Genomic DNA, 26,386 nt, shown 5'->3' with positions numbered 1-26,386 from the left:
ATATAATTATGTAAACCTAAAGTTTTGATTATTTTAAGCAAAAGGTGTTACCCTAGTAAGGTAAAAGGGCGAAAGGAGAATTCATACATATGGATAATTTTTTAAATGATGTTGAGATCAAACTTGTCGCACTCGATATGGATGGCACTCTTTTGAATAAAAAAGGCCAGATATCTGATGCCAACCGCAAGGCGATTAAGGAGGCACAGGAAAAGGGGATAGCTGTTGTATTAAGTACCGGACGCTCCTTTCATACAAGTCGGGAGCATTCCGAATCACTTGAGCTCACCTCTTATTTAGTAACAGTAAATGGCAGTGAAGTTTGGGATGATAAACGGGAATTAGTGGAAAGAAACTTGGTGAACTCTGAGCTGATCCAATGGATGTGGGAACTTACAAAACATCATCAAACGAAATTTTGGGCAATCAGTACAGAACGCAGCTGGCATAATGAAATGCCTGAGGACCTACATAGTATCGAGTGGTTAAAATTTGGGTTTACTATTGACGATGACGCAACAAGAGAGCTCATTAAACAAGAGCTTGAAGCAAAAGGTGAGTTTGAACTAACTAATTCAACTTTAAAGAATATTGAAGTGAATCCTGTGGGTATTAATAAAGCGAAAGGGCTAAGAATGGTTTGCAGCCGCTTGGATATTGAGATGAAAAATGTTATGGCTGTTGGGGATAGTATGAATGATTTAATGATGATTAAAGAAGCGGGAATCGGTGTAGCGATGGGGAATGCTCAGGACATTGTGAAAGAATCTGCCGACTGGATTACCTCAACAAACGAAGAGGACGGAGTTGCCAAAGCTATTTATAAATGGGTTCTCTGAAGGGACGAAAGATAAAAAAAATTGTCTTTAACCGAATGAAGGACAAAACCATAGTAACCAATGCGAATATTGTCCTTCATCAACCGGATGAAGGACAATACCTTTGTAATTAAACCGAATATTTTCCTTCATCATTCAAACGAAGGGCATACATGTTATATAATATTTTTTTAAAAATATGAGTATAAGGTTTTCATTTGCGGGTAAAAATAATCAGGCAAGTAAATTGCAATTTCATGTATAAGGTACATGCTAGGAGGCTACAAAGAAATGGAACATGGTAAAGTAAAATGGTTTAACAGCGAAAAAGGATTTGGATTCATTGAGCGTGAAGGTGGAGAGGACGTATTCGTACACTTCTCTGCAATTCAAGGCGAAGGATACAAATCATTGGATGAAGGTCAAGAGGTTACGTTTGAAATTGAAAATGGTCAACGTGGACCACAAGCGGTTAACGTACGTAAAGCATAATGACCCACCAATAGAACAGACTCCAAAACGGGGTCTGTTTTTTCATGGAAAAAAGCCTCCGCCAACATGGCGAAAGCTTATGAAATTTCATTTACATATTTTGTATTTCCTGTACTCTGCCAACTTGTCCATCTGTTAGCCTGACTTTAATCCCATGGGGATGAAAACTTGAATTGGTTAGAATATCCTTAACCACACCTGCAGTTAGTTTGCCGCTTCTTTGATCAGCCTTTAGGACGATTTTAACTGCCAATCCTGGGTGAATATCCTTTCGATTTTGGCCGTTAGACACCCATTTTTCTCCGTGTATTACTTACTTTCTTGGTTTGCTGACTTTTCATTTTTTGCGTAGCATTAGAGTTATTTGATGAGGCATTCGCTGCAGCCGAATTATTCTTTTTATTTAAAAGCTGCTGCTTCATCGCTTCTTGTAAACTAATCTTCTTTTTTGGTTCCTCGTTTTGGTTTGTTTGATTTACTTCACTCATAAAAAAGCCTCCCATAATTTACGTTACCTACAGTATAATCTATTTTTTTCTATATTAATAATAAATCCTTAAGAATTTTTAAGAAGGATATTTCTTAATTTTGGCATAACGTCCTATATTTTTAATACGTATGTAGTAGTGGGTACATGTTAATTAATTGATAATCAATATTAATTTAAAATTATTATAAATTAATATTGATTTTAATAAGATTTATATTATAATCTAGTTAAGTTTAAAAAATAGTTTACGAGGTGATTAAATGAGTAATATTAACAAGCATTTAACAACAGGAAATGGAGCACCAGTTGGTGATAATCAAAATTCTATGACTGCTGGTTCACGCGGCCCAACATTACTTCAAGATGTACATTTACTTGAGAAATTAGCTCACTTCAACCGTGAACGAGTACCTGAGCGTGTAGTTCACGCAAAAGGAGCTGGAGCACATGGCTATTTTGAAGTGACCAATGATATGTCCAAATACACAAAGGCAAAATTGTTCAATGGTGTGGGAAAACAAACTCCAATGTTTATTCGATTCTCAACTGTAGCTGGAGAACTTGGCTCAGCTGATACAGTTCGTGATCCACGCGGCTTTGCTGTTAAATTTTACACCGAAGAAGGAAACTATGATTTAGTAGGAAATAATACACCTATCTTCTTTATTCGTGATGCAATTAAATTCCCTGATTTTATTCATACACAAAAAAGAGATCCAAAAACTCATTTGAAAAATCCAAATGCAGTTTGGGATTTCTGGTCCTTATCACCGGAATCCTTACACCAAGTGACGTATTTAATGGGTGATCGTGGATTACCCGCTACACTTCGTCATATGAATGGATATGGTAGCCATACCTTCAAATGGGTAAATCAAGAGGGTGAAGCTGTTTGGGTTAAATATCATTTTAAAGCGGAGCAAGGTGTCAAAAACATGTCACCTGATGTCGCGGCAAAATTAGCAGGTGACCATCCGGATTATCATACAGAGGATTTATATAATGCCATTGAAAATGGTGATTTCCCTGCATGGAGACTTCATGTTCAAATCATGCCATTTGAAGATGCTGATACGTACCGCTTTGATCCATTTGATGTGACGAAAGTATGGTCACACAAGGATTATCCACTAATTGAGGTAGGCCGTATGGTTCTAAATCGCAATCCTGAAAACTACTTTGCTGAAGTAGAGCAAGCGACATTCTCTCCTGGAACAATGGTTCCTGGTATCGAAGCATCACCAGATAAAATGCTTCAAGGTCGTATTTTTGCTTATTCTGATGCCCATCGCTATCGTGTAGGACCAAACCATAACTTACTGCCAATTAATCGTCCTAAGGCAGAAGTGAACAACTATCAACGTGATGGTGCGATGCGTTTTGATAATAATGGCGGAGGCTCTGTTTACTATGAGCCAAACAGCTATGGTGGACCAAAAGAAGCACCAGAACATAAACAGACTGCATTCCAGGTATCAGGTGTTGCTGAGCAGGTGTCCTATGATCAAAATGATCATTACACCCAGGCTGGTGACCTCTACCGCTTAATGTCTGAAGAAGAAAGAGGACGCCTCGTTGCAACTATTGTCGGTGCAATGAAGCCAGTTGAAAGAGACGATATTAAACTCCGTCAAATTCAGCATTTTTATAAAGCAGATCCAGAGTATGGTGAGCGAATTGCAAAAGGATTGAATTTAGCCATACCACAAGAAGTGAAGTAACAGTAAGACTATCAAAAAAGTAAGGGCCGTTCGTAAAAGCTGAACGGCCTTTTTTCATGGTATTATGTAGATAGTAAAAATATGGGGGAAATGGTACATGAATCAACCAATTGCAATTGTAACTGGAGCGTCTAGTGGGTTCGGACTATTAACAGCTATAGAGTTGGCTAAATCGGGATTTCAAGTAATCGCAACAATGAGGAATGCAGAAAGAAGTGTGGAGCTATTAAAAGAGGCAAAAAGACTCTCTATACAATCGAATGTAATTGTTCATGAACTGGATGTTACTTCAGAGAGTTCGATTGAAAGATTAGCAGTTCTAATTGAACGTCTTGGCAGGGTAGATGTTCTAGTGAACAATGCTGGCTATGCCGCAGCCGGGTTCGTTGAGGAAATTACGATGGAAGAATACCGAAAACAATTCGATACTAATTTCTTTGGCGTCATAGCAGTGACTAAGACTGTTCTTCCTTTTATGCGAAGTCAGGGGAACGGGAAAATTATTAATGTTAGCAGCATTAGTGGGAAAATCGCTTTTCCAGGACTATCACCATATGTTGCTTCTAAACATGCTTTGGAAGGGTGGAGTGAAAGCTTACGATTAGAGTTATCACCGTTTGGGATCGCTGTCACTTTAATTGAACCGGGGTCCTATAAGACAAATATCTGGTCGTCGGGTAAACAAGTTACCACACTATCACTACAAACAGATTCACCCTATTATAAATATATGAAGAGTATCGAGGACTACATTTCTTCAGGGGAAGGACAGTTTGGTAACCCTAAGGATGTAGCAGAGAAAATAGCCAGTATTGCTTTAGAAGAAGGGCCGAGTTTAAGGCATCCAATTGGAAAAGGAGTGAGGACAACTCTCCTATTAAGAAATTTTATCCCATGGAAGCTTTGGGAGAAGATTTTTATTAAGAAACTGCATCGATAAAAGATATTACAAAAAACTCAAACAATCTGCAAATTTCGACAAAATTTTCCTCTTTTCCCTATTAAACTAGTACTTAGTTACTAGGAGGGAAGATAGTGTTAATAAACAGAATAATCATTTTCATACTCATTTTCTTATTGATTACAGAGGGAGTCTTGATCCAAACAGTAAAAGCCGATCAAAACCAAGAATTTAATACCCTTCAGGCAGATCTAGCCGAATACATAAAACCTTACCAAGGGAAAGTGACACTCCGTTATAAAAATCTCGTTACAAATGATGGCTATTCTTTAAATAGCCAGGTACAGGTTTCAGCAGCGAGTACCATTAAACTGCCGTTAGCCTTATTCGTCATGAAACTTGCTGATGAAGGAAAGATTGACTTAAACGAACAACTAACCTATCAAAGCAAGCATTACTCTGGTGGAAGCGGTGTGATTCAAAATGACAAGGTGGGCTCGGTTTATACTATTGATGAATTAGTCGAAAAAGCGATGACATATAGTGATAATATAGCTTTCATTATGTTGAAGGAGCGGGTGGGCCCCAATCAGTTTGTGGCATTTTTAAAAAGCCTCGGGGCGGTCAACGCCTATCCTGGAGGAAGGAATCTCACTTCTGCTGATGATTTAACTCTTTACGTAGTGGAACTGTATCAATATTCGAATCAAAGCGCCAATGGGAAGAAGCTTGTCGAATACCTTGAACATACGGTTTATAACACAACCATTCCACAGGGAATTAAGGATGTGCCGGTTGCTCATAAAGTTGGAATGATTCCAATGAATTTAATATACAACGATGCGGCCATTATTTTTGCAGATGAACCGTATACGCTTGCGATTACGACAAGAGGGATTGCCTATGAAAAATCACAAGAGGTAATCGCAGAAATCGCCTCAATCGTTAACAATCATCATCAGTTGATTGCGAAAGAAAGAAGTAAAAAGCTGGCGATAACAGTAGCAGCAACAATTGACAGCATACCAATGCCTATTGAAAAAGGATCCTTTTATTCTGACGTTTTAGAAAGAAAACTGTTTGGGAATTTGTATAACCCTTCTAATGACAATGGGTTTTTTGGAAGGTTCTCGCCCTATCAGCAGCTCGTAGCTATTCAATTTGAAACAAAGAATCTTCGCACACCATTTGCAACTGATAACTTTACAATTAATTGGAAATAATAGGTGTAATAAGAGCGCGAAGGAGCATCCTGGTGAATCTGAATGTAATATACGGGGCCATATATATTTTTTCAGCAATCAAATGGGGAGATTGGAAAAACTGGAAAGCTTATTATCCCACCTTTCTTTTTTTAATGGTAGGTGATTTGGTCTACCAATATTTGTTCTATAAGCATAGTATGTGGGAATACGTGCCTGTAGGAAGTGATAAAGGTTGGGCTAAACACACTCATATAGCCTTTCTGGTTATGTTAATTAAGTATCCAATTACTATTAGTATATTTCTCGGTCATATGCCGAAGTCTTTTAAGAGGAAACTAGTGAATATCTTTTTTTGGACCATTGTATACACGCTAAATGAATTTGTTGATTTAAAATTAGGGGCATTGGTTCATAAGAATGGTTGGAATTTAGGGTGGTCGGCCATTTTTAGTTTCGTTATGTTTTCAGTTCTAGCGATACATTATTATAAACCACTTTTAGCTTGGATTCTTTCTGCCCTCTATGCAACTTTACTATGGTATGTTTTTGATATTTCATCAAGTATTTTAAAATAACGGGTTTCTCAAAACATCCTTTTATAAGGTTGTTTTTTTTTTCCAAAATAAGAAATAACACAGGAAGTCGAAATATTTTTGCAGGATTTTAAGGGATATTATTAGAATATTAGAAATATGATGGAACAAAGGGGGGATTAGCTTGGCGATCCAAGTAATTGAAAAAGAAGAAATTAAGGTAGTGGGAATTTCGTGGACAGGTACTTATTCAGAAGTAAGCACCATCCCGAGTCTATTTAACAAAATGGAATCACGATTGCAAGAAATACCCTATCAGACAAAAGAGCCTGTTCTCATTGCACCTTTTCATAGCAGGGAAACAGAGTTTACCTATTACGTCACAACACCTGTTGATAAGCTTGACGTGATCCCAGAAGGAATGGTTGGATTTACGATTCCAAGTAAAAATTATGTATACACTACCCATAAAGGAAAACCAGAGGAAGTAGAAAATACATACCTTCGACTGTTCAATTGGATGAAAGAATATGGATACGAGCAGGATCACCATGCGTTAAGTTTGGAAGTTTATCAAGAAAAGCATAAGCATCAAAATGCGACAGGAGAACTCCATTTTGAAATTTATTTACCTGTCAAGACATATAAGGAATAGGAAACGGCCTTGTTAAGGCCGTTTTTTAGTCTGAAAATTTAAAAGACATTTTCCTTTACTGTTTGAATTAAGTATAATAACATTTAATATATCTAAATAATTCCTTCGGGGTCAGGTGAAATTCCTAACCGGCGGTGATGAAGCGATGCTTCTTAGTCCGTGACCCGTTTATCTGCTTGGATAAACGGTGGATCTGGTGAAACTCCAGGGCCGACAGTTACAGTCTGGATGGGAGAAGGAAAAACGAGGTTTATGGGTAGGGTGAAGTATACCTATTTTTAAGCTTTTATTTTCTAATGCCTTTTTAACGACCCTGAAGAATTCATTTTCTTCAGGGTCTTTTTTAATCCTTTTCAAAGGAGAAAAAATAATGAATGATAAATTTTACATGAATCTAGCTTTAGATCTTGCCAAAGGAACGCTTGGTCAAACAACCCCAAATCCTGTGGTAGGTGCTGTGCTGGTGAAAGATGGCCAAATTATCGGAATGGGTGCCCATTTAAAAGCAGGTGAAGCACATGCAGAAGTACATGCCATTCAAATGGCGGGTGAAAAAGCGAAGGATGCTACTTTGTATGTAACACTTGAGCCGTGTAGTCATCATGGAAAAACTCCGCCCTGCAGTGACTTGGTGATTAGGACTGGGGTAAGGAAAGTATTTGTGGCAACAACTGACCCAAATCCACAAGTAGCAGGAACAGGAATTGAGCGAATCAAAAAGGCAGGAATTGAAGTGGAGGTTGGTTTACTCCAAGAGGAAGCTCGTGAGCTGAATAAAGTCTTTTTTTATAACATTCAAACAGGCCTGCCGTATGTCACATTAAAATCGGCAGCAAGTTTAGATGGGAAAACGGCAACAGTAACTGGTGAGAGTATGTGGATTACGGGTGAGCAAGCAAGAGCCGATGTTCATCAGTTTCGCCATCAGCATGACGGGATATTAGTTGGTGTTAATACCGTAATAAAGGACAATCCATCTTTAACAACAAGAATGTCTTCTGGTGGGAAAAATCCTATCCGAATTATTCTTGATACGCACCTAAGAACGCCAATAAATGCCAAGATTGTTACTGATCATCAAGCACCGACTTGGATTGTGACAGGGAATGTTGTAGCACGTGAGCGAATCAATCTTTTTATGGAATGGGGCGTTGAAATAATCCAAATGGAAACGAACCACATACGTATAAAGGATTTACTTGATATTCTCGGAAAAAGGGGAATGACTTCACTTTTTGTTGAAGGTGGCGCAGAAGTGCATGGAAGCTTTTTAGAGGAACGATCTTTTCAACAGATTATTACCTATATTGCACCAAAATTAATTGGCGGAAAATCGGCGCCAACTTTATTTGGTGGGCATGGGATTGAAAAAATAGCTGAAGCCGTTTCATTGAACATTAAACAAGTAGATAGGATTGGTAATGATATAAGAATCATTGCAGAACCTATGTAAGGAGAAGAAACTAGTATGTTTACTGGAATCATTGAAGAAATAGGAAGCATTGCCAATATTCAAAGAACGGGTGAATCGTTTGTTCTGTCGATTGAAGCGAAAAGAATACTTGAAGATGTTCAACTTGGTGACAGTATTGCTGTCAACGGAGTATGTCTGACCGTCACTTCTTTTTCAGGAAAGCATTTTACCGTTGATGTCATGCCTGAAACGGTGAAAGCGACGAGCTTACATACAATAAAGCGTGGTTCAAAAGTTAATTTAGAGAGAGCGATGGCTGCAGGGGGAAGATTTGGAGGTCACTTTGTGTCTGGCCATATTGATGGAACTGGGGTCATTAAAAGGAAACAGGCGCTTGAGAATGCGGTTTATTATGAAATTGAAGCAGATCCCGATTTACTGCGATATGTCATATTAAAGGGATCGGTTGCAGTAGATGGGACAAGCTTAACCGTCTTTGCTGTAACGGAGGACAGCTTTACTTTATCGTTAATACCCCATACATTAGCTGAAACAGTACTAGGGTTAAAGGGCACTGGGGACATTGTGAACCTCGAGTGCGATATGATCGGTAAATATGTAGGTCATTTTTTAACAAACCTAACACATGATTCAAAGCAAAAGAGTCGAAAAGGAATAACAGCTAATTTTTTAGAAGAAAATGGATTTTATTAAAATATTTCCTTTGGAACGGCTTTGGGTTAATTGATAAAAAAAGGAGTGGTTTGGCATGTTTAATACGATCGAGGAAGCTTTATCGGATCTGAAAGAAGGAAAGGTTATCATTGTTTGTGATGACGAGGATAGAGAAAATGAAGGGGACTTTATTGCCCTAGCTGAAAAAACCACCCCATCGGTTATTAATTTTATGGTCACTCACGGCAGAGGGCTGGTTTGTGTACCGATAGAAGAAGAGTTAGCTCAAAAATTGGATTTAATGCCAATGGTATCGAAAAACACAGATCCTCACGGAACCGCCTTTACAGTCAGTATTGATCATAAGTTTTCAACGACAGGTATTTCCGCATATGAACGGTCAGCCACTGTCTTGAGCATGCTTGATCCTGAAGCAAAAGCAAGTGATTTTAAAAGACCCGGTCATATCTTCCCGTTAATCGCAAAAAAAGGTGGAGTGTTGCGACGTACAGGACACACAGAGGCAGCTGTAGATTTAGCTAGATTGTGCGGCTCCAAGCCTGCTGGGGTCATTTGTGAAATCATGAATGAAGATGGAACTATGGCTCGAGTTCCTCAGCTTAGAAAAATAGCGGATGAGCTTAATGTAAAAATGATTACCATTAAAGACTTGATTGAATATCGAAACAAAAAGGATAACTTGGTCAAACGTGAGGTGGAAATCAATTTGCCTACAGAATTTGGCACCTTTAAAGCTGTGGGGTATTCCAATCTTGTTGATGATAAAGAACATGTTGCATTAGTGAAGGGTGAAATCGACCCTGAAACGCCTGTTCTTGTCAGGGTTCATTCAGAATGTTTAACAGGGGATGTTTTTGGTTCCTACCGCTGTGATTGCGGGCCACAGCTTCATGCAGCCTTAAGTCAAATCAATCAAGCGGGAAATGGCGTTCTTTTGTACATGCGCCAGGAAGGACGCGGAATCGGTCTGTTAAATAAAATGAGAGCGTATAAGCTGCAAGAAGAAGGCTATGATACCGTTGAAGCGAATGAAAAGCTGGGCTTTGGAGCTGATTTAAGGGAATACGGCATCGGTGCCCAAATCTTAAAAGATTTAGGCATTAAGAAAATGATGCTGTTAACGAACAATCCCCGAAAAATAAAAGGTTTGAAGGGCTACGACCTCGAGGTAATTGAGCGGGTGCCACTGCAAATGGAAATGAGAAAAGAAAACGCCAATTATTTACGGACAAAGCATGATAAATTAGGGCACATGTTTCATTATTAATATTGGCTGTGTTAAAGAACATTGCAGATTTCTATATTCTGTTGATTGGAGTGGAAGGCGCGAAGACTCCTGCGGGAGTAGCGGTCTCGGGAGACCCCGCAGGAGGAACGACGAGGAGGCTCCCGGAACGCCCGCGGAAAGCGAAGTGCCTGGAACGGAAATCAACAGACAACTTTAACAAAGCATTAATATATAGACAAAAATATAATTATTTGGAGGAAGACACATGGGATACACATTTGAAGGAAATTTAGTAGGATCAGGATTAAAGGTTGGAATCGTTGTTGGACGTTTTAATGAATTTATTACAAGTAAATTATTAGGCGGAGCACAGGACGCGCTAAAAAGACATGGTGTTGAAGAAGCAAACGTTGATATCGCTTGGGTGCCAGGTGCATTTGAAATCCCGTTAATTGCTCAAAAAATGGCGAATAGTAAAAAGTATGATGCAGTCATCACGCTTGGTACGGTTATTCGTGGCTCAACTCCTCACTTTGATTATGTTTGTAATGAAGCCGCTAAAGGTGTTTCAGCGACTGCATTAACTAGTGGCATTCCGGTTATTTTTGGAGTGTTAACAACGGACTCCATTGAACAAGCTATCGAGCGTGCGGGAACAAAAGCAGGCAATAAAGGATGGGATGCTGCTGTCTCTGCCATCGAAATGGCTAATTTATGTAGAAATATTGAGCAATAAGAAAGCAGAAAAATGATAAAGTTCGGGTTTGATATTGATGATACATTAATAAATCTAAGAGAGCATGCCTTTCATTTATATAATAAAAAATTGCAGCTGACAATTCCGATTGAAGAATTCCACAGTTTAACAACACTGGAGATACATAAACCATTCGGGTTAAGTGATCAAGAAGGCAGTAAGATGTGGAATGACTCCTTAGAAGAGATTTATTACACAGACTGTTTACCATTTCCGAATGCAGTTGAAGTGATAAACGAGCTGAAGCAGGACGGGCATGAGATTTATTATATTACTTCAAGACCATTAGTTCATTGTGAACGTTCAAGGAAATGGTTGGTGAATGCAGGTTTTCCTGTTGTTGAGGGCTCATTTTATTGCGGCATGAAGGATTCAGAGAAAATCAATATTATTAAGCAATTAGGGTTAGGTTATTACTTTGATGATAAGCCTGCCGTTTTGGAAACCCTAATTGAATCAGGACCCCGTGTCTTTATGAAACACAGCTCATATAACCAACATATTCAATTACCAAGAATTCATTGTTGGTCAGAGCTGAAGGATATTTTAAGCGAAATTGAAAAATGAGGCTGACATTGGTCAGCCTTATTTTCTTATTCAAAAGGCTATGTTGATCCTTCTTCCTCTGTCGGCGGACGTTTAATCAATTACGATAGTTTACGCTTATCAAAATTCGCTGTATAGTGCTTATTTAACTATCATTGCAGGAATTTGCAATAAGTTAATTGAATAATTCTGTGAAGAGCAGTTTGTCTCAAGGAGGTATTAGATATGAAGATCAATAGAATAGATCATGTAAGTATAAACGTAAATGATCTTTCAGAGGCTAAAGCGTTTTTTCTTGATTTAGGACTTGAAGTGCGAGCTGAATGGGAATTGGAAGGAGAACAGTTGGACAGAATAGTTGGGCTTAATGATGTTAAAACGGCATGTGTAGGATTGGGGATGCCAGATGGTCAAGCATGGATAGAACTAGTCAAATTTTATACGCCGTCAGATGAAAAAGATATTCAGCAACCTTTTGCAAATACGCTGGGTATCCGACATATTTGCTTTGCTGTTGAAGATATTGATGCTATTGTTGCAAAATTGAAAAAGAAGGGCACGGAAGTCTTTAGTGAGATACAGCAATATGAAGAAAGTTATAAGTTATGCTACGTTCGTGGTCCAGAGGGAATTATTTTAGAGTTGGCGGAGAAAATCAAATAAACAAGCCGTTCTTTCTCCTTGTTGGACAAACGGGGCATTAGCTGAAAAAAATGGGGAACCTCGACAAATGAAGGTTTCCCTAATTTATTATATAAAAATCAACATTTAAATTTAACAGAGCCATTCAAAAAATAAAATCATATACAAACCAATCAGTTTTTTACTATAATAGTGATAACATAAAAAAATAGCTCGGTAAAACAGGTGCTAAGGTCTTAAATAGACTTTTAGCTTAATAGGGAAGTTGGTTTAAAGCCAACGCGGTCCCGCCACTGTAAATGGGAGCAACCTAAACATGTCACTGTCGATAGATGGGAAGACTTAGGGAGCGATGATCATGAGCCAGGAAACCTGCCTGTTTTTGAACACAACAGCCTACGCGGATAGGAGAGTGTTAAGAACAGAAGCGGTTTCTCGTTTCCTCCTTAACGTACATAACACTCCTCCTCCTTTTAGGGGGATTTTTTTATGGCTATTTAATTAGGAAAGGAAGAGTTTCAAAATGATGAAGAAAAGAAATTTGTGGATGGTCATGCTGTTAATTTTTACATTATTCACGAGTGGGCTACAAGCTCCTGTACTAGCAGCCGACCTAGGGAAACAAGGGTCCATTACAGTTTTGGGTTTGGATGGAGCCAACCCAATTTTAGCAAAAACCACTGTTCAATTCAGTGACACTGAAACAGCAACAGAAGCGTTAACAGCAGCGGTTGGTGAAAGCAATGTTGAATTTACTGATACCTCCAATGGAAAAATGCTCACTGGAATTAATGGGGTAAAAGCAGAAGGGACAAATTATTGGGCATTTTTTATCAATGGTGTTGCAGCACAGGTTGGTTCTGACACCTATGTTGTCCAGAATGGTGACCAATTAACGTTCCGTTTGACAGATTGGACAAAAACCCCACAGAATACGGTTTCGCTTAAAGTGGTTAATAGTGATAAAAATAACGTTACTGATCAATCAGGAATTGAAGTGATTGGAAGTCCAACTGCATTTCAACTATTACAAGTAATTCTTGGCCCTGATAAGGTTGGATACAGTGAAAACCAGTACGGGAAAATGATTACTTCTATTAATGGAATACAAGCAGAAGGGAGAAATTATTGGGCTTTTTACGTAAACGATAAAATGGCCGAGGTTGGAGCAGACAGCTATCAGCTTCAATCTGGAAATCAAATTAGTTTTAAACTTGAATCTTGGGAAAATGGATCGGGTGATGGAAACACTGGTGGAGAAACAAACCCAAATCCTTCTGGTGGAACGGTTTCTGAAAAGACAATTCAGGCTTCCGTTGATTCAGCCAGCAAATATGTGTTGCAGAATAATCTAGGCGAATGGGAAGTGATTGCCTTAAAACAAACAGGCCAGACCATTCCTGCTACATACCTTACATCAGTAAAAACCCTAGTCAAAGAAAAACAAGGGAAGTTCAATAGAATCACTGACACAGAGCGGTATGTTCTCGGAATTCTTGCAGCTGGTGGTGATCCAACAAATGTAATTGGCTATAACTTGGTGGAAGCCATTTACAATGGTAATGTCACAAAGCAAGGCTTAATCGGTGTGTCATATGCTTTAATTGCTTTAGATAGCGCGAATTTTTCAATTCCTGAATCTGCACAATGGACGAGAGAAAAGATAGTGAAGCATTTATTAGATAGGCAAAATCAAGATGGCGGATGGGCTTGGGATGAAAGTGCTACCAGCGATATTGATACAACTGCGATGATCTTAACAGCACTTGCTCCATATAAAGAGCAGCCTGCAGTGAAGGGCAAGGTAGATGCAGCCATCCAGTATTTATCAACCCAATATCAAGCATCAAAAATAGATAATAGCTCAACTGCAGCCCAGGCCATCATTGCCCTGACAACTTTAGGAGTGGATGCGAATGCAGCTCCATTTACAGGACTTGTTGAATATTTTCTATCGTTCCAAAATGCCGATGGCGGCTTTGATTGGCAGGGAGGAGATGTAAGTGATCCATTCACCACTTCACAGGGAATCCAGGCGTTAGCGGCTTATCAGCTGTATACAACAGGAAAAGGCTCATTATATCAACTTCCATTAGTTGAACAAAAGCCTGAAACAGAGAAGCCTGAGACTCAAACACCTAGTGAGGAGGCACCAGTACAGACAACTCCTCATCAAGATAATGGTAGTAATAGTGTGAAAGGACATACGTTGCCAAATACTGCAACAGATAGCTATAACCTGCTCATGGCTGGTCTTTTGATTATGCTAATCGGAAGTCTAGTTTATATGAAGCAAAGAAAAAGATTTTCATAAGTGAAATATGGCCCCTTCTTCTATTTAGGAGGGGCAACCTAGAGGAGGCGCATCTATGAAAAAGTGGATGAAAGGTACAGCAGTTCTTAGTCTATTATTCGTTTTGTTCTCCTTAGTTGGATGTGGTTCAAATGAACAAACTACGAAGGAAACAAACAAAGAAGTAAAAACTGTTCAAATAGAAAAACAAAATGAAGCAGAAAAAAAGGAAGAGGCAAAAGTTGAACTGAGTAGTGAACAAAACAAACCTACGGATTCTTCAACGGTTGCTGCTTCTGAAGAAAAGAAGGAAAATCAGTCTACATCACCAACTAGTACGTCTAAGCAAACGAGTCCATCTAGTCAGCAACAAACGCCGAAGACCAAAACAAATACGGCTGTGACGACAAATAAAAGTAGTACTCCGACGACAACAGCCCAAACACCAACGTCGACTACTCCTGCATCAAAGCCGAGTACAACCGCAACACCAAAACCGGCCACTACGGTAACGTTATCGATTGTTGGACCAAAGGATCGAGGCACCATTGTTGCTGCAACAAAAGTTAGTTTTAATGAAGGGGACACCATTTATGATATTATTTTAGCAACAGCTAAAAAACATGGTATCGTGATTGACTCCCGTGGTAGCGGGGCAACTGCCTATATCGAAGGAATTGATAATATTTATGAGTTTGATTATGGTCCAAAAAGCGGTTGGGTATTTGAGCAAAATGGAATTAGTCTCACTAAGAGTATTGGGGTTACAAAAATCAAAGATGGTGATCGGATTGAATGCATCTACACCGAATAACAAAAGGAGGAACGTGGGATGAAAAATCGTTTTGAACGTTTTCATCCGTTTGTTGCCTTTCTTTTTTATGCTGGGGCCATTTCACTGTTAATTCTTATGCTACATCCCATTTTTCTCGGTGCGGCCCTAATAGTAATTTTAATGATTAACTTTATTCATGATCAGTTAAAGGGACTGAGACGCTGGTATCTCTTTATCATCAGTACCTTCCTTCTCATGCTTATCACAAATCCTTTATTTAATGAAAGAGGACGACATTTGCTGTTTGAACTCAATGAGCATCGGGTGACACTTGAGGCAGTCCTGTATGGAGGAATGAATGCCGCATCTATAATAGGAATTATTGCGATATTTATTTCTTATAACATAATCATGACGCCTAACAAACTTTTATTTTTGTTTGCAAAAATTCTCCCCCAATTTGCTGTTCTCCTTATGCTGACTCTAAGGTTTATTCCGTTAATGAGAAGGAGAATGGAGGAAATCTCGATTGTTCAAAGGAGCAAGGGGAATTCTGTGAATCAGGGGAAATGGAAAACAAGGATGAAGATGGGCATGCTTTATGTGCAAACACTGTTAACCTATTCGCTTGAGGAAGCCATTCAAACAGCCGATTCAATGAATGCTAGGGGATATGGTCAAGGACGAAGGTCTTCCTATGAATATTTTAAGTTTAAGAAAACAGATTTCTTTTCAATGTCTTATTTAGTTGTTCTTTTTGCGATCATTGTATTTGAGCGATTTTCAGGCTTTGGTGTATTAACAATCTATCCAATTATGGAAGCATGGCAGTTTTCTGTAATGGATACCTTCGCTTTTTTCTGTTATTTTATGTTCTTAAGTTTTCCATTAATAGTAGAAGTAGGTGGAATGGTTCGATGGCGTTTATTGAAATAAATGATGTTACCTTTACATATCCAGGCAGTTCGGAACCAGCCATAAGTAACCTATCACTTACCATTAATAAAGGTGAATTCGTCGTGCTGTTCGGTGCATCCGGTTCTGGAAAAAGCACTCTTTTACAATTGTTAAAAAAGGAAATCCAGCCACATGGAAACCTATTAGGGCAGATGACGATTAATGGGGAAAATCTTCAGGCGGCAAAGGACACTTCGAACAAAATCGGCTTCGTCTTTCAAGACCCGGAAAATCAGATGGTTGCGGATGACGTGCTGCATGAATTAGTCTTTGGTCTTGAAAATATTGGACTTTCTACGAATGCAATGAGAAACAGAGTAGCCGAAATGGTTCATTTTTTTGGTGCTGAACCATTGCTGCACAAAAAAGTACATGAACTCTCAGGTGGAAAGAAACAACAAATTAACCTCGCCTCAGTTTTACTCATGCAGCCAGATATTTTGTTGCTCGATGAACCAACTGCACAGCTGGATCCGGTGAGTTCACGGGAATTTTTAGATATCTTAAAGAGACTGAATGATGAATTTGGTATGACCATTATTATTGCCGAACACCGCCTAGAAGAGGTTTTTACATTGGCGGATCAAATTGTCATGATGGATCAAGGCCGGGTCCAAATTTCAGGTGAGCCGAGGGAGGTCCTTCCTGAAATTTGGAAATCATCAAATAAGGCATTTATTCCTAGTATTCCAGCTTTGTTTTTAGAAACGGATGGCAAGGGAATGATTCCTCTTAGTGTTAAAGAAGGTAGGAAATGGGCTCAAAAGTCGGAGGTACAACCTATATATCTGGAGAAAAGCCCTTCTGTTAATTCGGTTGGCGGTGAATTAATCAAGGGGATTAATGTTTCCTGTCGCTACCATAAACAGGGAGATCTTATTTTAGACGAGCTTGCTCTAAATCTGAAGAAAGGCGAATTTTATGCATTGTTGGGTGGAAATGGTTCAGGTAAGTCTACCTTACTCAAGTCTCTAGCAGGTTTATTGAAGCTTGAAGGCGGAAAAATTCTTCTAGAAGGCAAGCCCTTAAAAGGGTATAAAAACAACGAATTAACCAAGAAAATTGGCTATTTACCGCAAAATCCTAAATTGTTTTTTATTCAGGATACGATTGAAAAGGAAATCAAGGAAACAATGGCTCAATGGAACTTAACTGACAAGAATGAGGTAGAGACCTTATTAGTCGAGTTAGGGATCGCTCATTTGAAATCAAGTCACCCATATGATTTAAGTGGGGGGGAGCTTCAAAAGGCGGCACTTGCGTGTGTATTATTGCGAAAGCCAGCTTTACTGTTGCTGGATGAACCAACTAAGGGACTGGATCCCATTTCAAAAGAAAATTTAGCAAACATTCTTCATGATTTACGTAGGTCTGGTATGACCATTTTCATGTCTACTCATGATGTAGAATTCGCGGCACAGTATGCAACCAAATGTGGAATGATGTTTCAAGGGAAGATTACCTCTGAGGATGAACCGAAGAAGTTTTTTAAAGGGAATTTCTTTTATACAACGATGATTCAGCGGATTTTCCGTGATAGAACGACAAATGCCCCGATGACGCTAGAGGAGGTTACTCGTCCATGCGTAGGAACAAAGGGTTAACAACGATTCTCGTCTTATCGACATTAGGGGTTGTTTTGGGGTTTACTTATTTTTTTGAAGATGCTTATTTATGGTTAAGCTTCGGTTTCGTTTTTCTTGCTATTTTGATTTTTCTTGTCCGTTTTGAACGTCGAAAGGTGGAACCTCGTGAGCTTGTTTTATTGGCAGTTTTGGCTTCGATTGCCGCCGTTGGTAGGATACCGTTTGCGAGCCTTCCAAGTGTTCAGCCAACCACTTTTGTCATTATGATGTCGGGCTTTGTATTCGGTGCGGAAAGCGGGTTTATCATTGGAGCCGTTGCAGCACTTGCATCTAATATGATTTTGGGTCAAGGTCCATGGACACCATGGCAAATGGCAGCATGGGGCTTAGTCGGGTTGACGGCTGGTGGGCTGCGAAACACCAAAATAATGAATAAGAAAGCAGGCCGGATTATTTTTGGTATCGTATGGGGATTTTTGTTTGGCTGGGTGATGAATCTATGGGGATTTTTATCAATCGTTCAATCAGGAAGCCCTTTTGAATGGAAGGCGTTCATTGTTTACTTAATAGGAAGTGCAACTTTCGATACGATGCATGCCGTTTCAAATGTAATCTTTTTACTTTTGTTTGGTGAGGTTTGGATAAAAATATTAACCAGATTTAAGCGTAAATATGGGTTGCTTGAATAACGAAAAAAATAGCACGCAGTTTTGCGTGCTATTCCTTTAGTGTCTTCGCTTTTTCGATTAAGAAATTGATACCTTCACCAATTTGATATAAAGCTTTATCCAAGCCCTTTTTCCATTCAGGGGCTTGTTCTTTTATGGTTTCCCCTAATTTCTGAGCATTCTCATTCAATTCTTTGCTGATTTTCTTTGCTTGCTCGTTAATCCGTTTCTTTTGTGCCGTTTCGCCTGCCAACTGGGCATTTATGGATACAACCTCAAATGATTCCTTAGGAAGATGACGGCTTGACTCTTCCATGATTGCTTTAAAAATAGGGACAACATTTGAAGAACTTGAGCTGGGCAGGTAATGCTGCTTATCAGTTTGGTCAAACCCGATCCAAATTGCGCCAACAAGGTTTGGGGTATATCCCACCATCCATTGATCCTTTGTACCACTTGCACTAAATGGAAGCTGTGTCGAACCTGTTTTACCTGCTAATTGAAGACCTGGAATTCTCGCGCGCTTGCCTGTCCCTGTTTCGACGACATTTAACAGCATTGAGGTGATTTCATTCGAAACCTCTTCAGATGTAACTTTTGTTGTATTTGCTTCATGCTCTGCAATGATATTTCCAGTTGGGCCGACAATTTTTGTAATTAAGTGACTATCCTGACACTTTCCGCCATTAGGGAAAACAGAGAAGGCGTTAGCTAATTGAACAGGTGACACACCTTTACTCATACCCCCAAGTGCAATTGCCAAATTTTTATCTTCTTTTTCAACAGGAATGCCAAACCGCTTAAGTGATTCCATTCCTTTATTTAAACCCACTTCATTTAAAAGCCAAACTGCTGGAATATTTAGTGACTCTTCAAGTGCCTTATACATTGGCACTTTTCCTTGGTAGGTTCTTGAAAAATTCTCCGGTTTATAATTTCCAAAGGTTATTGGCTCATCTTTCAACTCAGATGAATAGGTATAGCCCTCTTCTAGTGCAGGTGTATATACAGCTAGCGGCTTCATAGTCGAACCAGGCTGAGCCCTTAATTGTGTAGCTCGGTTAAATCCACGAAATACATGCTCACCACGTCCGCCAACGAGTGCACTAACTCCCCCCGTTTGAGGATCCATTAATGCAGAACCGCTTTGAACTAAAGAGTTTCCTTTCCCCTTTGGAAATAGGTAGTTCTTGCTATACACTTTTTCAAGTCCTGCTTGCAGATTTTGATCCATTTCCGTATAAATCCGGTATCCTCTTGTTAAGATTTCATCTTGAGTCAATCCATATTTGGAAATGGCCTCATTTAAAACCGCGTCCACATAGTAAGGATATTTTCTCTCAACAAAGCTTCCTCCACCATCGTTGAGACGGATTTTTTGTTTCTTAGCGGTAGTGTATTCAGCTTTGGTAATCATTCCGAGTTCTTTCATTTTCGCTAAGACTACATTTTTTCGTTTCATGGCTAAATCATAATTTTTATATGGGTTAAGGTAATTGGGTGCATGAAGTAGACCAGCAAGCATCGCTGCTTCACCGACAGTTACATCTGAAATGTTTTTATTAAAATATTTTTTTGAGGCATTGCCAATTCCCCATGAGCCGCTCCCAAAATAAACTTGATTCAGGTACATCTGCAGAATTTCTTCTTTTGTATATACCTTTTCGATTTTTACAGCTAAAAATAATTCTTCGGCTTTTCTCTTATACGTACGTTCGGGCGAAAGAAGGGCATTTTTCGTAAGCTGTTGTGTTAAGGTGCTACCCCCTCCGGTAATTCTCCCAGCAAATAAGTTACTAAAAAATGCACGAGCAATCCCTTGAATATCAAAGCCACTATGTTCATAAAAGCGTTCATCTTCAATAGCGACGACGGCATTTGGAACATATTTTGGCAGTTCATTCATTTTTACTCCCTTTGTACGATTCGTTGCCACATTCGTAGCTACCTTCCCACTCTTATCATAAATTACAGTGGGCTGACTTAAGCCTTGCTTTAAAGACTCTACATTGGCTCTTGTGGCAAGCCAGCCAAAATATGAAATGGTCACTAAAACGACAACAAGGATGATTAACAATAATATTTGGGTGAGATGTCTTTTTCTCCAGAAACGGCGTAGCATGTCCCAAAGTGGATGTAATTTCTCCATGTGATCTCCTAACTTTTAAAAGGAATTTTTGCTTCATATATTATAAAATTTCTAGCAAAAAAAGACCAACAAAAGTGTTTTTCCTACTATTATCCCCTTAAATTATTTCATTATTTGGCTAGAATTAACTATTTTTTAAAAATCTGTAGGGGTTATTTCGCCAAACATCGTCTATTAAGTTGGATTGAGTGAAAAACAGGAGGAACCTATGATTACAATAAAAAATTTAAGCCATGATTTTGTGATTGGGAAAAAAGGAAGACAGACCATTATACCGGTGCTTAGAGACATTTCATTTACCGTTGAAAAAGGGGAAATAGTAACAATTGTAGGCAGAAGTGGTTCAGGGAAATCGACCTTGTTAAATTTAGTTAGCGGTTTTATCCATCCGAAAGAGGGGGAAATCTGGATTGATGGAGAAAAGGTTTCGGATTTAAATGAGACGAAATTTGCTGATTTCAGGATTAATAACCTAGGATTCATTTTTCAAAGTTTTCAATTGATTCCCAGCATGACTGCTTTTCAAAATGTAGAGCTTCCATTGATATTAAAGGGTGTAAGCGAGAATCTGAGAAGAGAACAAACAGAAGAGATGCTGAAAAAAGTAGGTTTACTAGATTATCAGGATCACTATCCAGGAGAGTTATCTGGTGGACAGCAGCAAAGAGTTAGTATTGCAAGAGCCTTAATTGTAAATCCTCCAATTATCCTTGCAGATGAACCTACCGGTAGTCTTGATAGTGAAACAGAAGAAGAATTACTGGAATTTATCACAAAGTTGAATCGAGATTTAGATATTACATTTTTAATTATTACACATGATGACAAAGTGGCCGATATTGGTAATAGAAAAATAGTATTAGCGGACGGTCGTATTGAACAGGGGGTGCTGGTATGAAGCTAAAAGACCAATTCCGTTTTGTTAGACAAAATATGAAGAAAAATAGAACAAGAGTGTATATGACGATTCTTGCCACCGCAATGGGATGTGCCTTCCTGATTGTCCTAGCCTCAGTAGGCTTTGGGTTACAGAAATCAGTGGTAAAAGAAATAACGGAACAAAGGGTCATTACCCAAATAGACGTCCACGGAAAGGAGATAAATGATCAGGGAGGCTTTCAGCAGCTGACAGATCGTGACATTCAAACGTTTGAAAAAGTAGAGAATGTTAAGGCCGTTACAAGAAGAAAGATGCTCCAGCAGGAAAGTATGTTTACAATCGGTGATTACTTAGAAGGGACACAAACCTTTGTAGCCCATTTTCCTTCCGAAATGAAGGCCGGTTTTGAGCTATCGAAGGGGCGTTTGCCAACAAGTAAAAATGAGGTAGTCGTCGGGTATAATTTTTCTCTCAATCTAGCTAAAAAAGATGCAGATGAGGGCATCTACGATAAGAAAGGTCAGTTAAAAGCTGAGTATCGCTATCCAGGGAAGTTAATCGGTGAAACTATGGAACTAACGGTTAGGCAGTTTAAAGATGGAAAGGAAGAAGAGAAGAAAATTCCATTAACAGTGGTAGGAATCTCCAAAAAGCCAACTAAAGAGTGGGCGGAAGATCGAAGCGTATTTATATCGGAAGAGATGTTAAAGGCAATCGAGAGCTTTACGGGAACACCGAAAGGCATCATGCTTGACCCTAATAATGAAAAATTAGAAGGAATCGATGCTAATGGAGAGACCTATGATGAAGTGAAAATCTATGCCAAAAATATGGAAGCGGTCCAACGTATTTCAGATCAATTAAAAGAGGAGAAATATGCTACATATTCAGTTGTAAATGAATTAAAAGAAGTCAATATGATATTTATGATTGCAAAAGTGGGCCTAATTTTTATCGGGACAATTGCGATCCTAATTGCTTCTATTGGTATCTATAATACGATGACGATGGCAGTTACAGAACGGGCACCTGATATCGGTATTATGAAAGCAATCGGTGCTAATCCGAAAACAATTAAACGAATCTTCCTGCTCGAAAGTAGTTACATTGGCTTGATTGGTGCTGTTATAGGAACGATTGTCTCGTATGGAATTAGCTTCGCTGTAAATTTTGCAGTCCCTTTAATTATTAAACAGACATTTGGACAAGAAACAGATTTAGACTTAACGTTTAGTTATATTCCTTTTGTTTTACCGGTTATTTGTATCTTGATTTGTTACGGAGTCACCCTTCTGTCAGGATACCGACCAGCACAACGAGCAACAAGAGTTGATGTATTAAAAGCCATGAGAAGAGAAATATAACATAAAATCAGGTTCCAATCGGGGACCTGATTTTTTTGTGTCAAAAAATAATTCTGGAAATCGGGACAATCATGGACAACCTATTTTAATCCATACATATGCTAATAGAAAGACGTATTCGGATTTAGAAGGGAGAGGGAGTCATGATCAACTGGAAAGTTCGTTTAAGAAATAAGCATTGGGTAATTGCATTTATCTCACAAATTATGATTTTAGCACAAATGGTACTAGCAGGATTGAATACTTTAGGGGTAACTAGCTTCCAACTAACAGATGCAGTTCAAAGTACCATTTTAACAATTGTCAATGCAATATTCGTTATTTTATCCATGCTAGGTTTTGTACAAGACCCAACGACCAAGGGCTACGGTGATAGCGAAAGAGCATTAAACTATAAGGATCCAAATTAATTAACGGGGTATAAGGCTCAGTCATCCTTGCTGATGGCTGACCTTTTTTTGAGGAAGTATGCTGGAAAAATAGGAAATTTCTTTACATTTATTCAGTTAAATAGTTTACTAAAAAAGCATACTCCAAAATTTGTGAGGTTTTACATATGAAAACATTGAAAAACTATGTGGGTCAATTTCATCCAATCGTATGGGTGTTATTAATTGGGACTGTCTTATCCAGAGGTTCTGCATTTATGACTTTGCCATTTCTCTCAATCTATTTATCAAGACACATGGATCTCTCACCAATTATTATTGGTGTGACTGTCGGGATGAGCCCGTTAATGGCAACGGTAGGTGGATTCATTGGCGGCCATTTATCAGATCGGTTTGGACGAAAACCAGTCATGCTTATTGCTTTGTTTACAGTAGCCTTTGTTTATTATGGTTTTACCGTTGCTACTGGTCCAGGATGGTTTATTCTGTTAAATGCCTTAAACGGCTTGAGTAATTCGTTCTTCGAACCGACTGCCCAAGCCTTAATGGCCGATTTAACCGAAAAGGAAAAGAGGATGAAGGTGTACTCCTTACGATATACAGCTATGAATATCGGAGCTTCCGTTGGTCCACTGATTGGGGCCTATTTAGCAAGTACATCAGCAAAATTATCCTTTGCCATAACCGGAACGTTTTATTTATTTTATGGAATGGTTCTGGTTTTCTTTTTACAAAAACTTGTCTTCCCGAAAGTAGAAAATATCAAAAAGGGTGCCTCTTTCGGAGATGCCTTTAGGATTGTTAAAAGAGATAAGGCTTTAAGATATCTTATCTTGGGAATCATCTTGGTGAATATGGGGTACGTTCAAATAGATTCTAATTTACCGCAAATATTAGAAGGAACGGTAGAAAATGGCGTGGTTATTTTCTCCATGCTAATCACCATAAATGCAGTAATGGTTGTATTGCTACAGATGCCAATTAGTCACATTGCAGAGAAATTTAAGTTAATGCAGGTCATGGTGGTCGGAGCCGTTTTTATGGCCGCAGGTTTGATTGGCTTCAGCTTTGTTAATGGCTGGGTTATGGCTATTGCTGCTATGGTATTGTTAACAGTGGGGGAAATATTAATCTTTCCATCCAATAGCATGATGATTGATCAACTAGCTCCTGAACATCTTCGGGGAACTTATTTCGGTGCATCTCAATTTAGGAAGATAGGTAACTTTCTTGGACCAATTATTGGCGGGTTCCTTCTAAGCCATTTTCAAGGGCAAATCATGTTTTGGACCATTTCCTTGTTAACTCTTGGAAGTATTATTTTCTTTTCAATCGGTAACAAGTCTTTTATTAAAGCATCGGAACAATCAGTTGAAAAAGCGATATAAAAACTGTTGATAAAAAAATGCCCAAGGACGCACGGTCCAAGGGCATTTTTTTATCTAAGAATATCCTCTATTCTAGTCAGGGTTTCTTCGTCTAATTTCACACCTGAAGCCTTCACATTTTCTTCTACCTGCTCAGGACGACTTGCACCAACTAGTGCACTTGCTACGCTGCTTTGTCTTAATATCCAAGCAAGAGCTAAATTCGCAAGAGTAAGATTATTATCAGCGGCAACCTCTTTTAAAAGTTCCACTTTATCTAGATTCTCTTCCGTTAATAATCCAAATAGACCATTGTATTTTTCCTGAGCAGCACGACTTCCTGCAGGAGCCTTTTCACCTTTTTTATACTTACCTGTTAATACACCTTGAGCAAGCGGTGACCAGACGACCTGACCAATTCCGTGCTTTTCACTTACAGGCAGGACTTCTTTTTCAATGTAACGCTGTAGCATGCTGTATTGAGGTTGATTAACAACTATACGGTCTAAAAGTCTCTTATCAGCAAGATGAACCGCTTCTGATATTTGTTCTGCCGTCCATTCACTAACACCAACGTACAACACTTTTCCTTGACGGATTAGGTCATCAAGTGCACGTAATGTTTCTTCCAATGGTGTTTCCGGATCATACCGATGACAGTAATAAATATCTACATAGTCAGTGTTAAGGCGCTTTAAGCTGGCATGGCATTGTTCCATGACATGCTTTCGAGAAAGTCCTCGGTCATTAGGACCGTCGCCCATTGGCCAAAATACTTTCGTTGCCAGTACATAGGAATCGCGAACATATTTCTTTAGTGCCTTACCGACAACAATTTCAGCCTCTCCACGCATATAAACATTGGCTGTATCAAAAAAGTTAACGCCTAAATCATATGCTTTATCAATAGACGCAGCTGCATTTTGCTCTTCCACATATCCACCGTATGTAAGCCAACTGCCTAAACTTATTTCACTCACTTTTAATCCGGTATTTCCCAATCGCCGATATTCCATCTAACTTCCCCCTAATAAAAATTTCGTGACTCAAAATAAAAATACTACATTATTTACTAATTTGTCTACAATTTGGTATATATTTGGTAATATAGATATAGATAAACAGTTTAGTAGAATCAGTTTGATGATTTATAGTACTTCTTTTTATATTTTTGAATAGGATGAAACTATTCTGAAGAAAAGGGGGGCCTTGTCATGTCATATTGGATCACAGTATTTGTATTGTTTATTGTCCTATATCTTGTTGTTGAGGAACTCATCTATTATTTTTGGAATCGATATGTATACGGACCTAACCTTGAAAGAAAGAGTAAATGGAAGAAAAAAATATCAACTATTTGGAAAGTAATGACCACTATCCTTACTTTCTTCAAAAAAAAGCGGCCTATTGAAATACAGGAAGCAAATGAGGAAAAGAACTCAATGTAAAAGTTGAGCTCTTTTCCTTTTTTTCGTAGTAATCATCCATCATTAGAAGGCTGATTACTTTTTTTCTTTTTGATGTAGTATCGAAGAGCTTTAATCATAATTGAGATACCAAAAAAAACAATAATAATGTATTCTGCTGCCTCCATGACCTTAAAAGGGTTAATAGCTTTCCAAATTAATTTCCGAGGCTCGGTACCCATTAAAAGGTCTAAGAAGCCAATCATACCCATCAATCCGGCTGCAATAACAAATGAAACCATTATTTGCTTCAACTGTTTCACCTACAATCTCCAGTATGTTTATTTTTGTTCTTTAAACCATCCTTATGCATGCATTTCAAAATGTTTTTTGGAAGAAATGGATAGATAAGTTCACGTTGGGGAAAATAACCATTACGAATTGTTAATGCTGA

At 38.7% G+C, this 26,386-nt stretch carries 28 protein-coding genes and 2 riboswitches; of the genes, 23 read left to right on the top strand and 5 right to left on the bottom strand.

The window, feature by feature from the left end; translation table 11 throughout:
- The first annotated feature begins 89 nt into the window (after window positions 1–89).
- Window positions 90–839 carry a Cof-type HAD-IIB family hydrolase gene (locus tag QFZ87_RS17550; protein WP_309864018.1) on the top strand — a complete coding sequence of 250 codons (750 nt, stop codon included), beginning with the start codon at window positions 90–92 and terminating at the stop codon, window positions 837–839.
- Window positions 840–1,109: 270 nt separating this feature from the next.
- Complete coding sequence (locus tag QFZ87_RS17545; RefSeq protein WP_308079787.1) at window positions 1,110–1,310, top strand: cold-shock protein; 201 nt, start codon at window positions 1,110–1,112, stop codon at window positions 1,308–1,310.
- Window positions 1,311–1,401: 91 nt separating this feature from the next.
- Here QFZ87_RS17545 and QFZ87_RS17540 read toward each other — a convergent pair whose 3' ends face one another.
- A complete protein-coding gene (locus QFZ87_RS17540; protein WP_309864017.1) occupies window positions 1,402–1,602 on the bottom strand; it encodes a YwbE family protein in 201 nt (66 codons plus the stop codon).
- Window positions 1,595–1,798, bottom strand: a complete 204-nt coding sequence (locus tag QFZ87_RS17535; RefSeq protein WP_309864015.1) for a hypothetical protein — start codon at window positions 1,796–1,798, stop codon at window positions 1,595–1,597. The genes QFZ87_RS17540 and QFZ87_RS17535 overlap by 8 nt, the downstream gene beginning before the upstream one ends.
- A gap of 262 nt (window positions 1,799–2,060) precedes the next feature.
- Between QFZ87_RS17535 and katA the strand changes: the two genes are divergently transcribed.
- The 16 genes from katA (at window position 2,061) to QFZ87_RS17455 (ending at window position 18,398) form a co-directional block, all read left to right on the top strand.
- Window positions 2,061–3,521, top strand: a complete 1,461-nt coding sequence (gene katA / locus QFZ87_RS17530) for a catalase KatA (protein ID WP_309864011.1) — start codon at window positions 2,061–2,063, stop codon at window positions 3,519–3,521.
- A gap of 97 nt (window positions 3,522–3,618) precedes the next feature.
- The gene (locus tag QFZ87_RS17525; RefSeq protein ID WP_309864009.1) at window positions 3,619–4,461 is read left to right on the top strand and encodes an oxidoreductase; all 843 of its coding nucleotides are present in this window, start codon (window positions 3,619–3,621) and stop codon (window positions 4,459–4,461) included.
- Window positions 4,462–4,556: 95 nt separating this feature from the next.
- Window positions 4,557–5,645 (top strand): serine hydrolase, encoded by a 1,089-nt coding sequence (locus QFZ87_RS17520; protein ID WP_309864006.1) that lies wholly within the window; start codon window positions 4,557–4,559, stop codon window positions 5,643–5,645.
- Between the two features lie 32 nt (window positions 5,646–5,677).
- On the top strand, window positions 5,678–6,202 hold the full coding sequence (locus QFZ87_RS17515) for a CBO0543 family protein (RefSeq protein WP_309864004.1): 525 nt from the start codon (window positions 5,678–5,680) through the stop codon (window positions 6,200–6,202).
- A 142-nt stretch (window positions 6,203–6,344) separates the two neighbouring features.
- Window positions 6,345–6,815 (top strand): GyrI-like domain-containing protein, encoded by a 471-nt coding sequence (locus tag QFZ87_RS17510; RefSeq protein WP_309864001.1) that lies wholly within the window; start codon window positions 6,345–6,347, stop codon window positions 6,813–6,815.
- A gap of 97 nt (window positions 6,816–6,912) precedes the next feature.
- A riboswitch (FMN riboswitch) is annotated at window positions 6,913–7,059 on the top strand.
- 126 nt (window positions 7,060–7,185) lie between these two features.
- The gene (gene ribD / locus QFZ87_RS17505; protein WP_309863999.1) at window positions 7,186–8,268 is read left to right on the top strand and encodes a bifunctional diaminohydroxyphosphoribosylaminopyrimidine deaminase/5-amino-6-(5-phosphoribosylamino)uracil reductase RibD; all 1,083 of its coding nucleotides are present in this window, start codon (window positions 7,186–7,188) and stop codon (window positions 8,266–8,268) included.
- A gap of 15 nt (window positions 8,269–8,283) precedes the next feature.
- Complete coding sequence (ribE, locus tag QFZ87_RS17500) at window positions 8,284–8,943, top strand: riboflavin synthase (protein ID WP_309863997.1); 660 nt, start codon at window positions 8,284–8,286, stop codon at window positions 8,941–8,943.
- A 55-nt stretch (window positions 8,944–8,998) separates the two neighbouring features.
- The gene (locus QFZ87_RS17495; RefSeq protein WP_309863995.1) at window positions 8,999–10,192 is read left to right on the top strand and encodes a bifunctional 3,4-dihydroxy-2-butanone-4-phosphate synthase/GTP cyclohydrolase II; all 1,194 of its coding nucleotides are present in this window, start codon (window positions 8,999–9,001) and stop codon (window positions 10,190–10,192) included.
- Between the two features lie 226 nt (window positions 10,193–10,418).
- A complete protein-coding gene (gene ribH, locus QFZ87_RS17490) occupies window positions 10,419–10,889 on the top strand; it encodes a 6,7-dimethyl-8-ribityllumazine synthase (RefSeq protein WP_309863993.1) in 471 nt (156 codons plus the stop codon).
- 15 nt (window positions 10,890–10,904) lie between these two features.
- Window positions 10,905–11,477, top strand: a complete 573-nt coding sequence (locus QFZ87_RS17485; RefSeq protein ID WP_309867952.1) for a 5' nucleotidase, NT5C type — start codon at window positions 10,905–10,907, stop codon at window positions 11,475–11,477.
- 204 nt (window positions 11,478–11,681) lie between these two features.
- Window positions 11,682–12,119, top strand: coding sequence for a VOC family protein (locus tag QFZ87_RS17480; RefSeq protein ID WP_309863990.1), 438 nt, complete (start codon window positions 11,682–11,684; stop codon window positions 12,117–12,119).
- Between the two features lie 185 nt (window positions 12,120–12,304).
- Window positions 12,305–12,492, top strand: a riboswitch (cobalamin riboswitch).
- 129 nt (window positions 12,493–12,621) lie between these two features.
- Entirely contained in the window at window positions 12,622–14,412 is a 1,791-nt protein-coding gene (locus QFZ87_RS17475) for a DUF4430 domain-containing protein (protein ID WP_309863988.1), read from the top strand.
- 55 nt (window positions 14,413–14,467) lie between these two features.
- Window positions 14,468–15,205, top strand: coding sequence for a DUF4430 domain-containing protein (locus tag QFZ87_RS17470; protein WP_309863987.1), 738 nt, complete (start codon window positions 14,468–14,470; stop codon window positions 15,203–15,205).
- An 18-nt stretch (window positions 15,206–15,223) separates the two neighbouring features.
- Window positions 15,224–16,102, top strand: coding sequence for an energy-coupling factor transporter transmembrane component T (locus QFZ87_RS17465; RefSeq protein ID WP_309863984.1), 879 nt, complete (start codon window positions 15,224–15,226; stop codon window positions 16,100–16,102).
- Window positions 16,084–17,727 carry an ABC transporter ATP-binding protein gene (locus QFZ87_RS17460; protein WP_309863981.1) on the top strand — a complete coding sequence of 548 codons (1,644 nt, stop codon included), beginning with the start codon at window positions 16,084–16,086 and terminating at the stop codon, window positions 17,725–17,727. Before QFZ87_RS17465 ends, QFZ87_RS17460 begins: the two co-directional genes overlap by 19 nt.
- The gene (locus QFZ87_RS17455; RefSeq protein WP_309863979.1) at window positions 17,706–18,398 is read left to right on the top strand and encodes an ECF transporter S component; all 693 of its coding nucleotides are present in this window, start codon (window positions 17,706–17,708) and stop codon (window positions 18,396–18,398) included. Before QFZ87_RS17460 ends, QFZ87_RS17455 begins: the two co-directional genes overlap by 22 nt.
- Before the next feature lie 28 nt (window positions 18,399–18,426).
- On the opposite strand, the gene QFZ87_RS17450 is transcribed toward QFZ87_RS17455, so the two are convergent.
- Window positions 18,427–20,526 (bottom strand): transglycosylase domain-containing protein, encoded by a 2,100-nt coding sequence (locus QFZ87_RS17450; RefSeq protein WP_309863976.1) that lies wholly within the window; start codon window positions 20,524–20,526, stop codon window positions 18,427–18,429.
- 208 nt (window positions 20,527–20,734) lie between these two features.
- Between QFZ87_RS17450 and QFZ87_RS17445 the strand changes: the two genes are divergently transcribed.
- The 4 genes from QFZ87_RS17445 to QFZ87_RS17430 all read left to right on the top strand — a co-directional run bounded on the left by QFZ87_RS17445 (window position 20,735) and on the right by QFZ87_RS17430 (window position 24,547).
- Complete coding sequence (locus tag QFZ87_RS17445; RefSeq protein WP_309863973.1) at window positions 20,735–21,424, top strand: ABC transporter ATP-binding protein; 690 nt, start codon at window positions 20,735–20,737, stop codon at window positions 21,422–21,424.
- The gene (locus QFZ87_RS17440; RefSeq protein WP_309863969.1) at window positions 21,421–22,770 is read left to right on the top strand and encodes an ABC transporter permease; all 1,350 of its coding nucleotides are present in this window, start codon (window positions 21,421–21,423) and stop codon (window positions 22,768–22,770) included. Before QFZ87_RS17445 ends, QFZ87_RS17440 begins: the two co-directional genes overlap by 4 nt.
- Before the next feature lie 143 nt (window positions 22,771–22,913).
- The gene (locus QFZ87_RS17435) at window positions 22,914–23,180 is read left to right on the top strand and encodes a phage holin (RefSeq protein WP_309863967.1); all 267 of its coding nucleotides are present in this window, start codon (window positions 22,914–22,916) and stop codon (window positions 23,178–23,180) included.
- A 146-nt stretch (window positions 23,181–23,326) separates the two neighbouring features.
- Window positions 23,327–24,547, top strand: a complete 1,221-nt coding sequence (locus tag QFZ87_RS17430) for an MDR family MFS transporter (RefSeq protein WP_309863965.1) — start codon at window positions 23,327–23,329, stop codon at window positions 24,545–24,547.
- Between the two features lie 50 nt (window positions 24,548–24,597).
- Here QFZ87_RS17430 and QFZ87_RS17425 read toward each other — a convergent pair whose 3' ends face one another.
- Window positions 24,598–25,542 carry an aldo/keto reductase family protein gene (locus tag QFZ87_RS17425; RefSeq protein ID WP_309863962.1) on the bottom strand — a complete coding sequence of 315 codons (945 nt, stop codon included), beginning with the start codon at window positions 25,540–25,542 and terminating at the stop codon, window positions 24,598–24,600.
- A gap of 198 nt (window positions 25,543–25,740) precedes the next feature.
- Between QFZ87_RS17425 and QFZ87_RS17420 the strand changes: the two genes are divergently transcribed.
- Window positions 25,741–25,974 carry a hypothetical protein gene (locus QFZ87_RS17420; protein ID WP_309863960.1) on the top strand — a complete coding sequence of 78 codons (234 nt, stop codon included), beginning with the start codon at window positions 25,741–25,743 and terminating at the stop codon, window positions 25,972–25,974.
- 32 nt (window positions 25,975–26,006) lie between these two features.
- Here the strand turns inward: QFZ87_RS17420 and QFZ87_RS17415 are convergent, their stop codons facing one another.
- Window positions 26,007–26,255, bottom strand: coding sequence for a YczF family membrane protein (locus QFZ87_RS17415; protein WP_309863955.1), 249 nt, complete (start codon window positions 26,253–26,255; stop codon window positions 26,007–26,009).
- Window positions 26,256–26,386 lie beyond the last annotated feature (131 nt).

This window comes from Bacillus sp. SLBN-46, assembly GCF_031453555.1.
In the GTDB taxonomy this organism is placed as follows: domain Bacteria; phylum Bacillota; class Bacilli; order Bacillales; family Cytobacillaceae; genus Neobacillus.
Note: the sequence above shows the minus strand (reverse complement) of the source record. Positions and strands in the feature narration are given on the sequence as shown.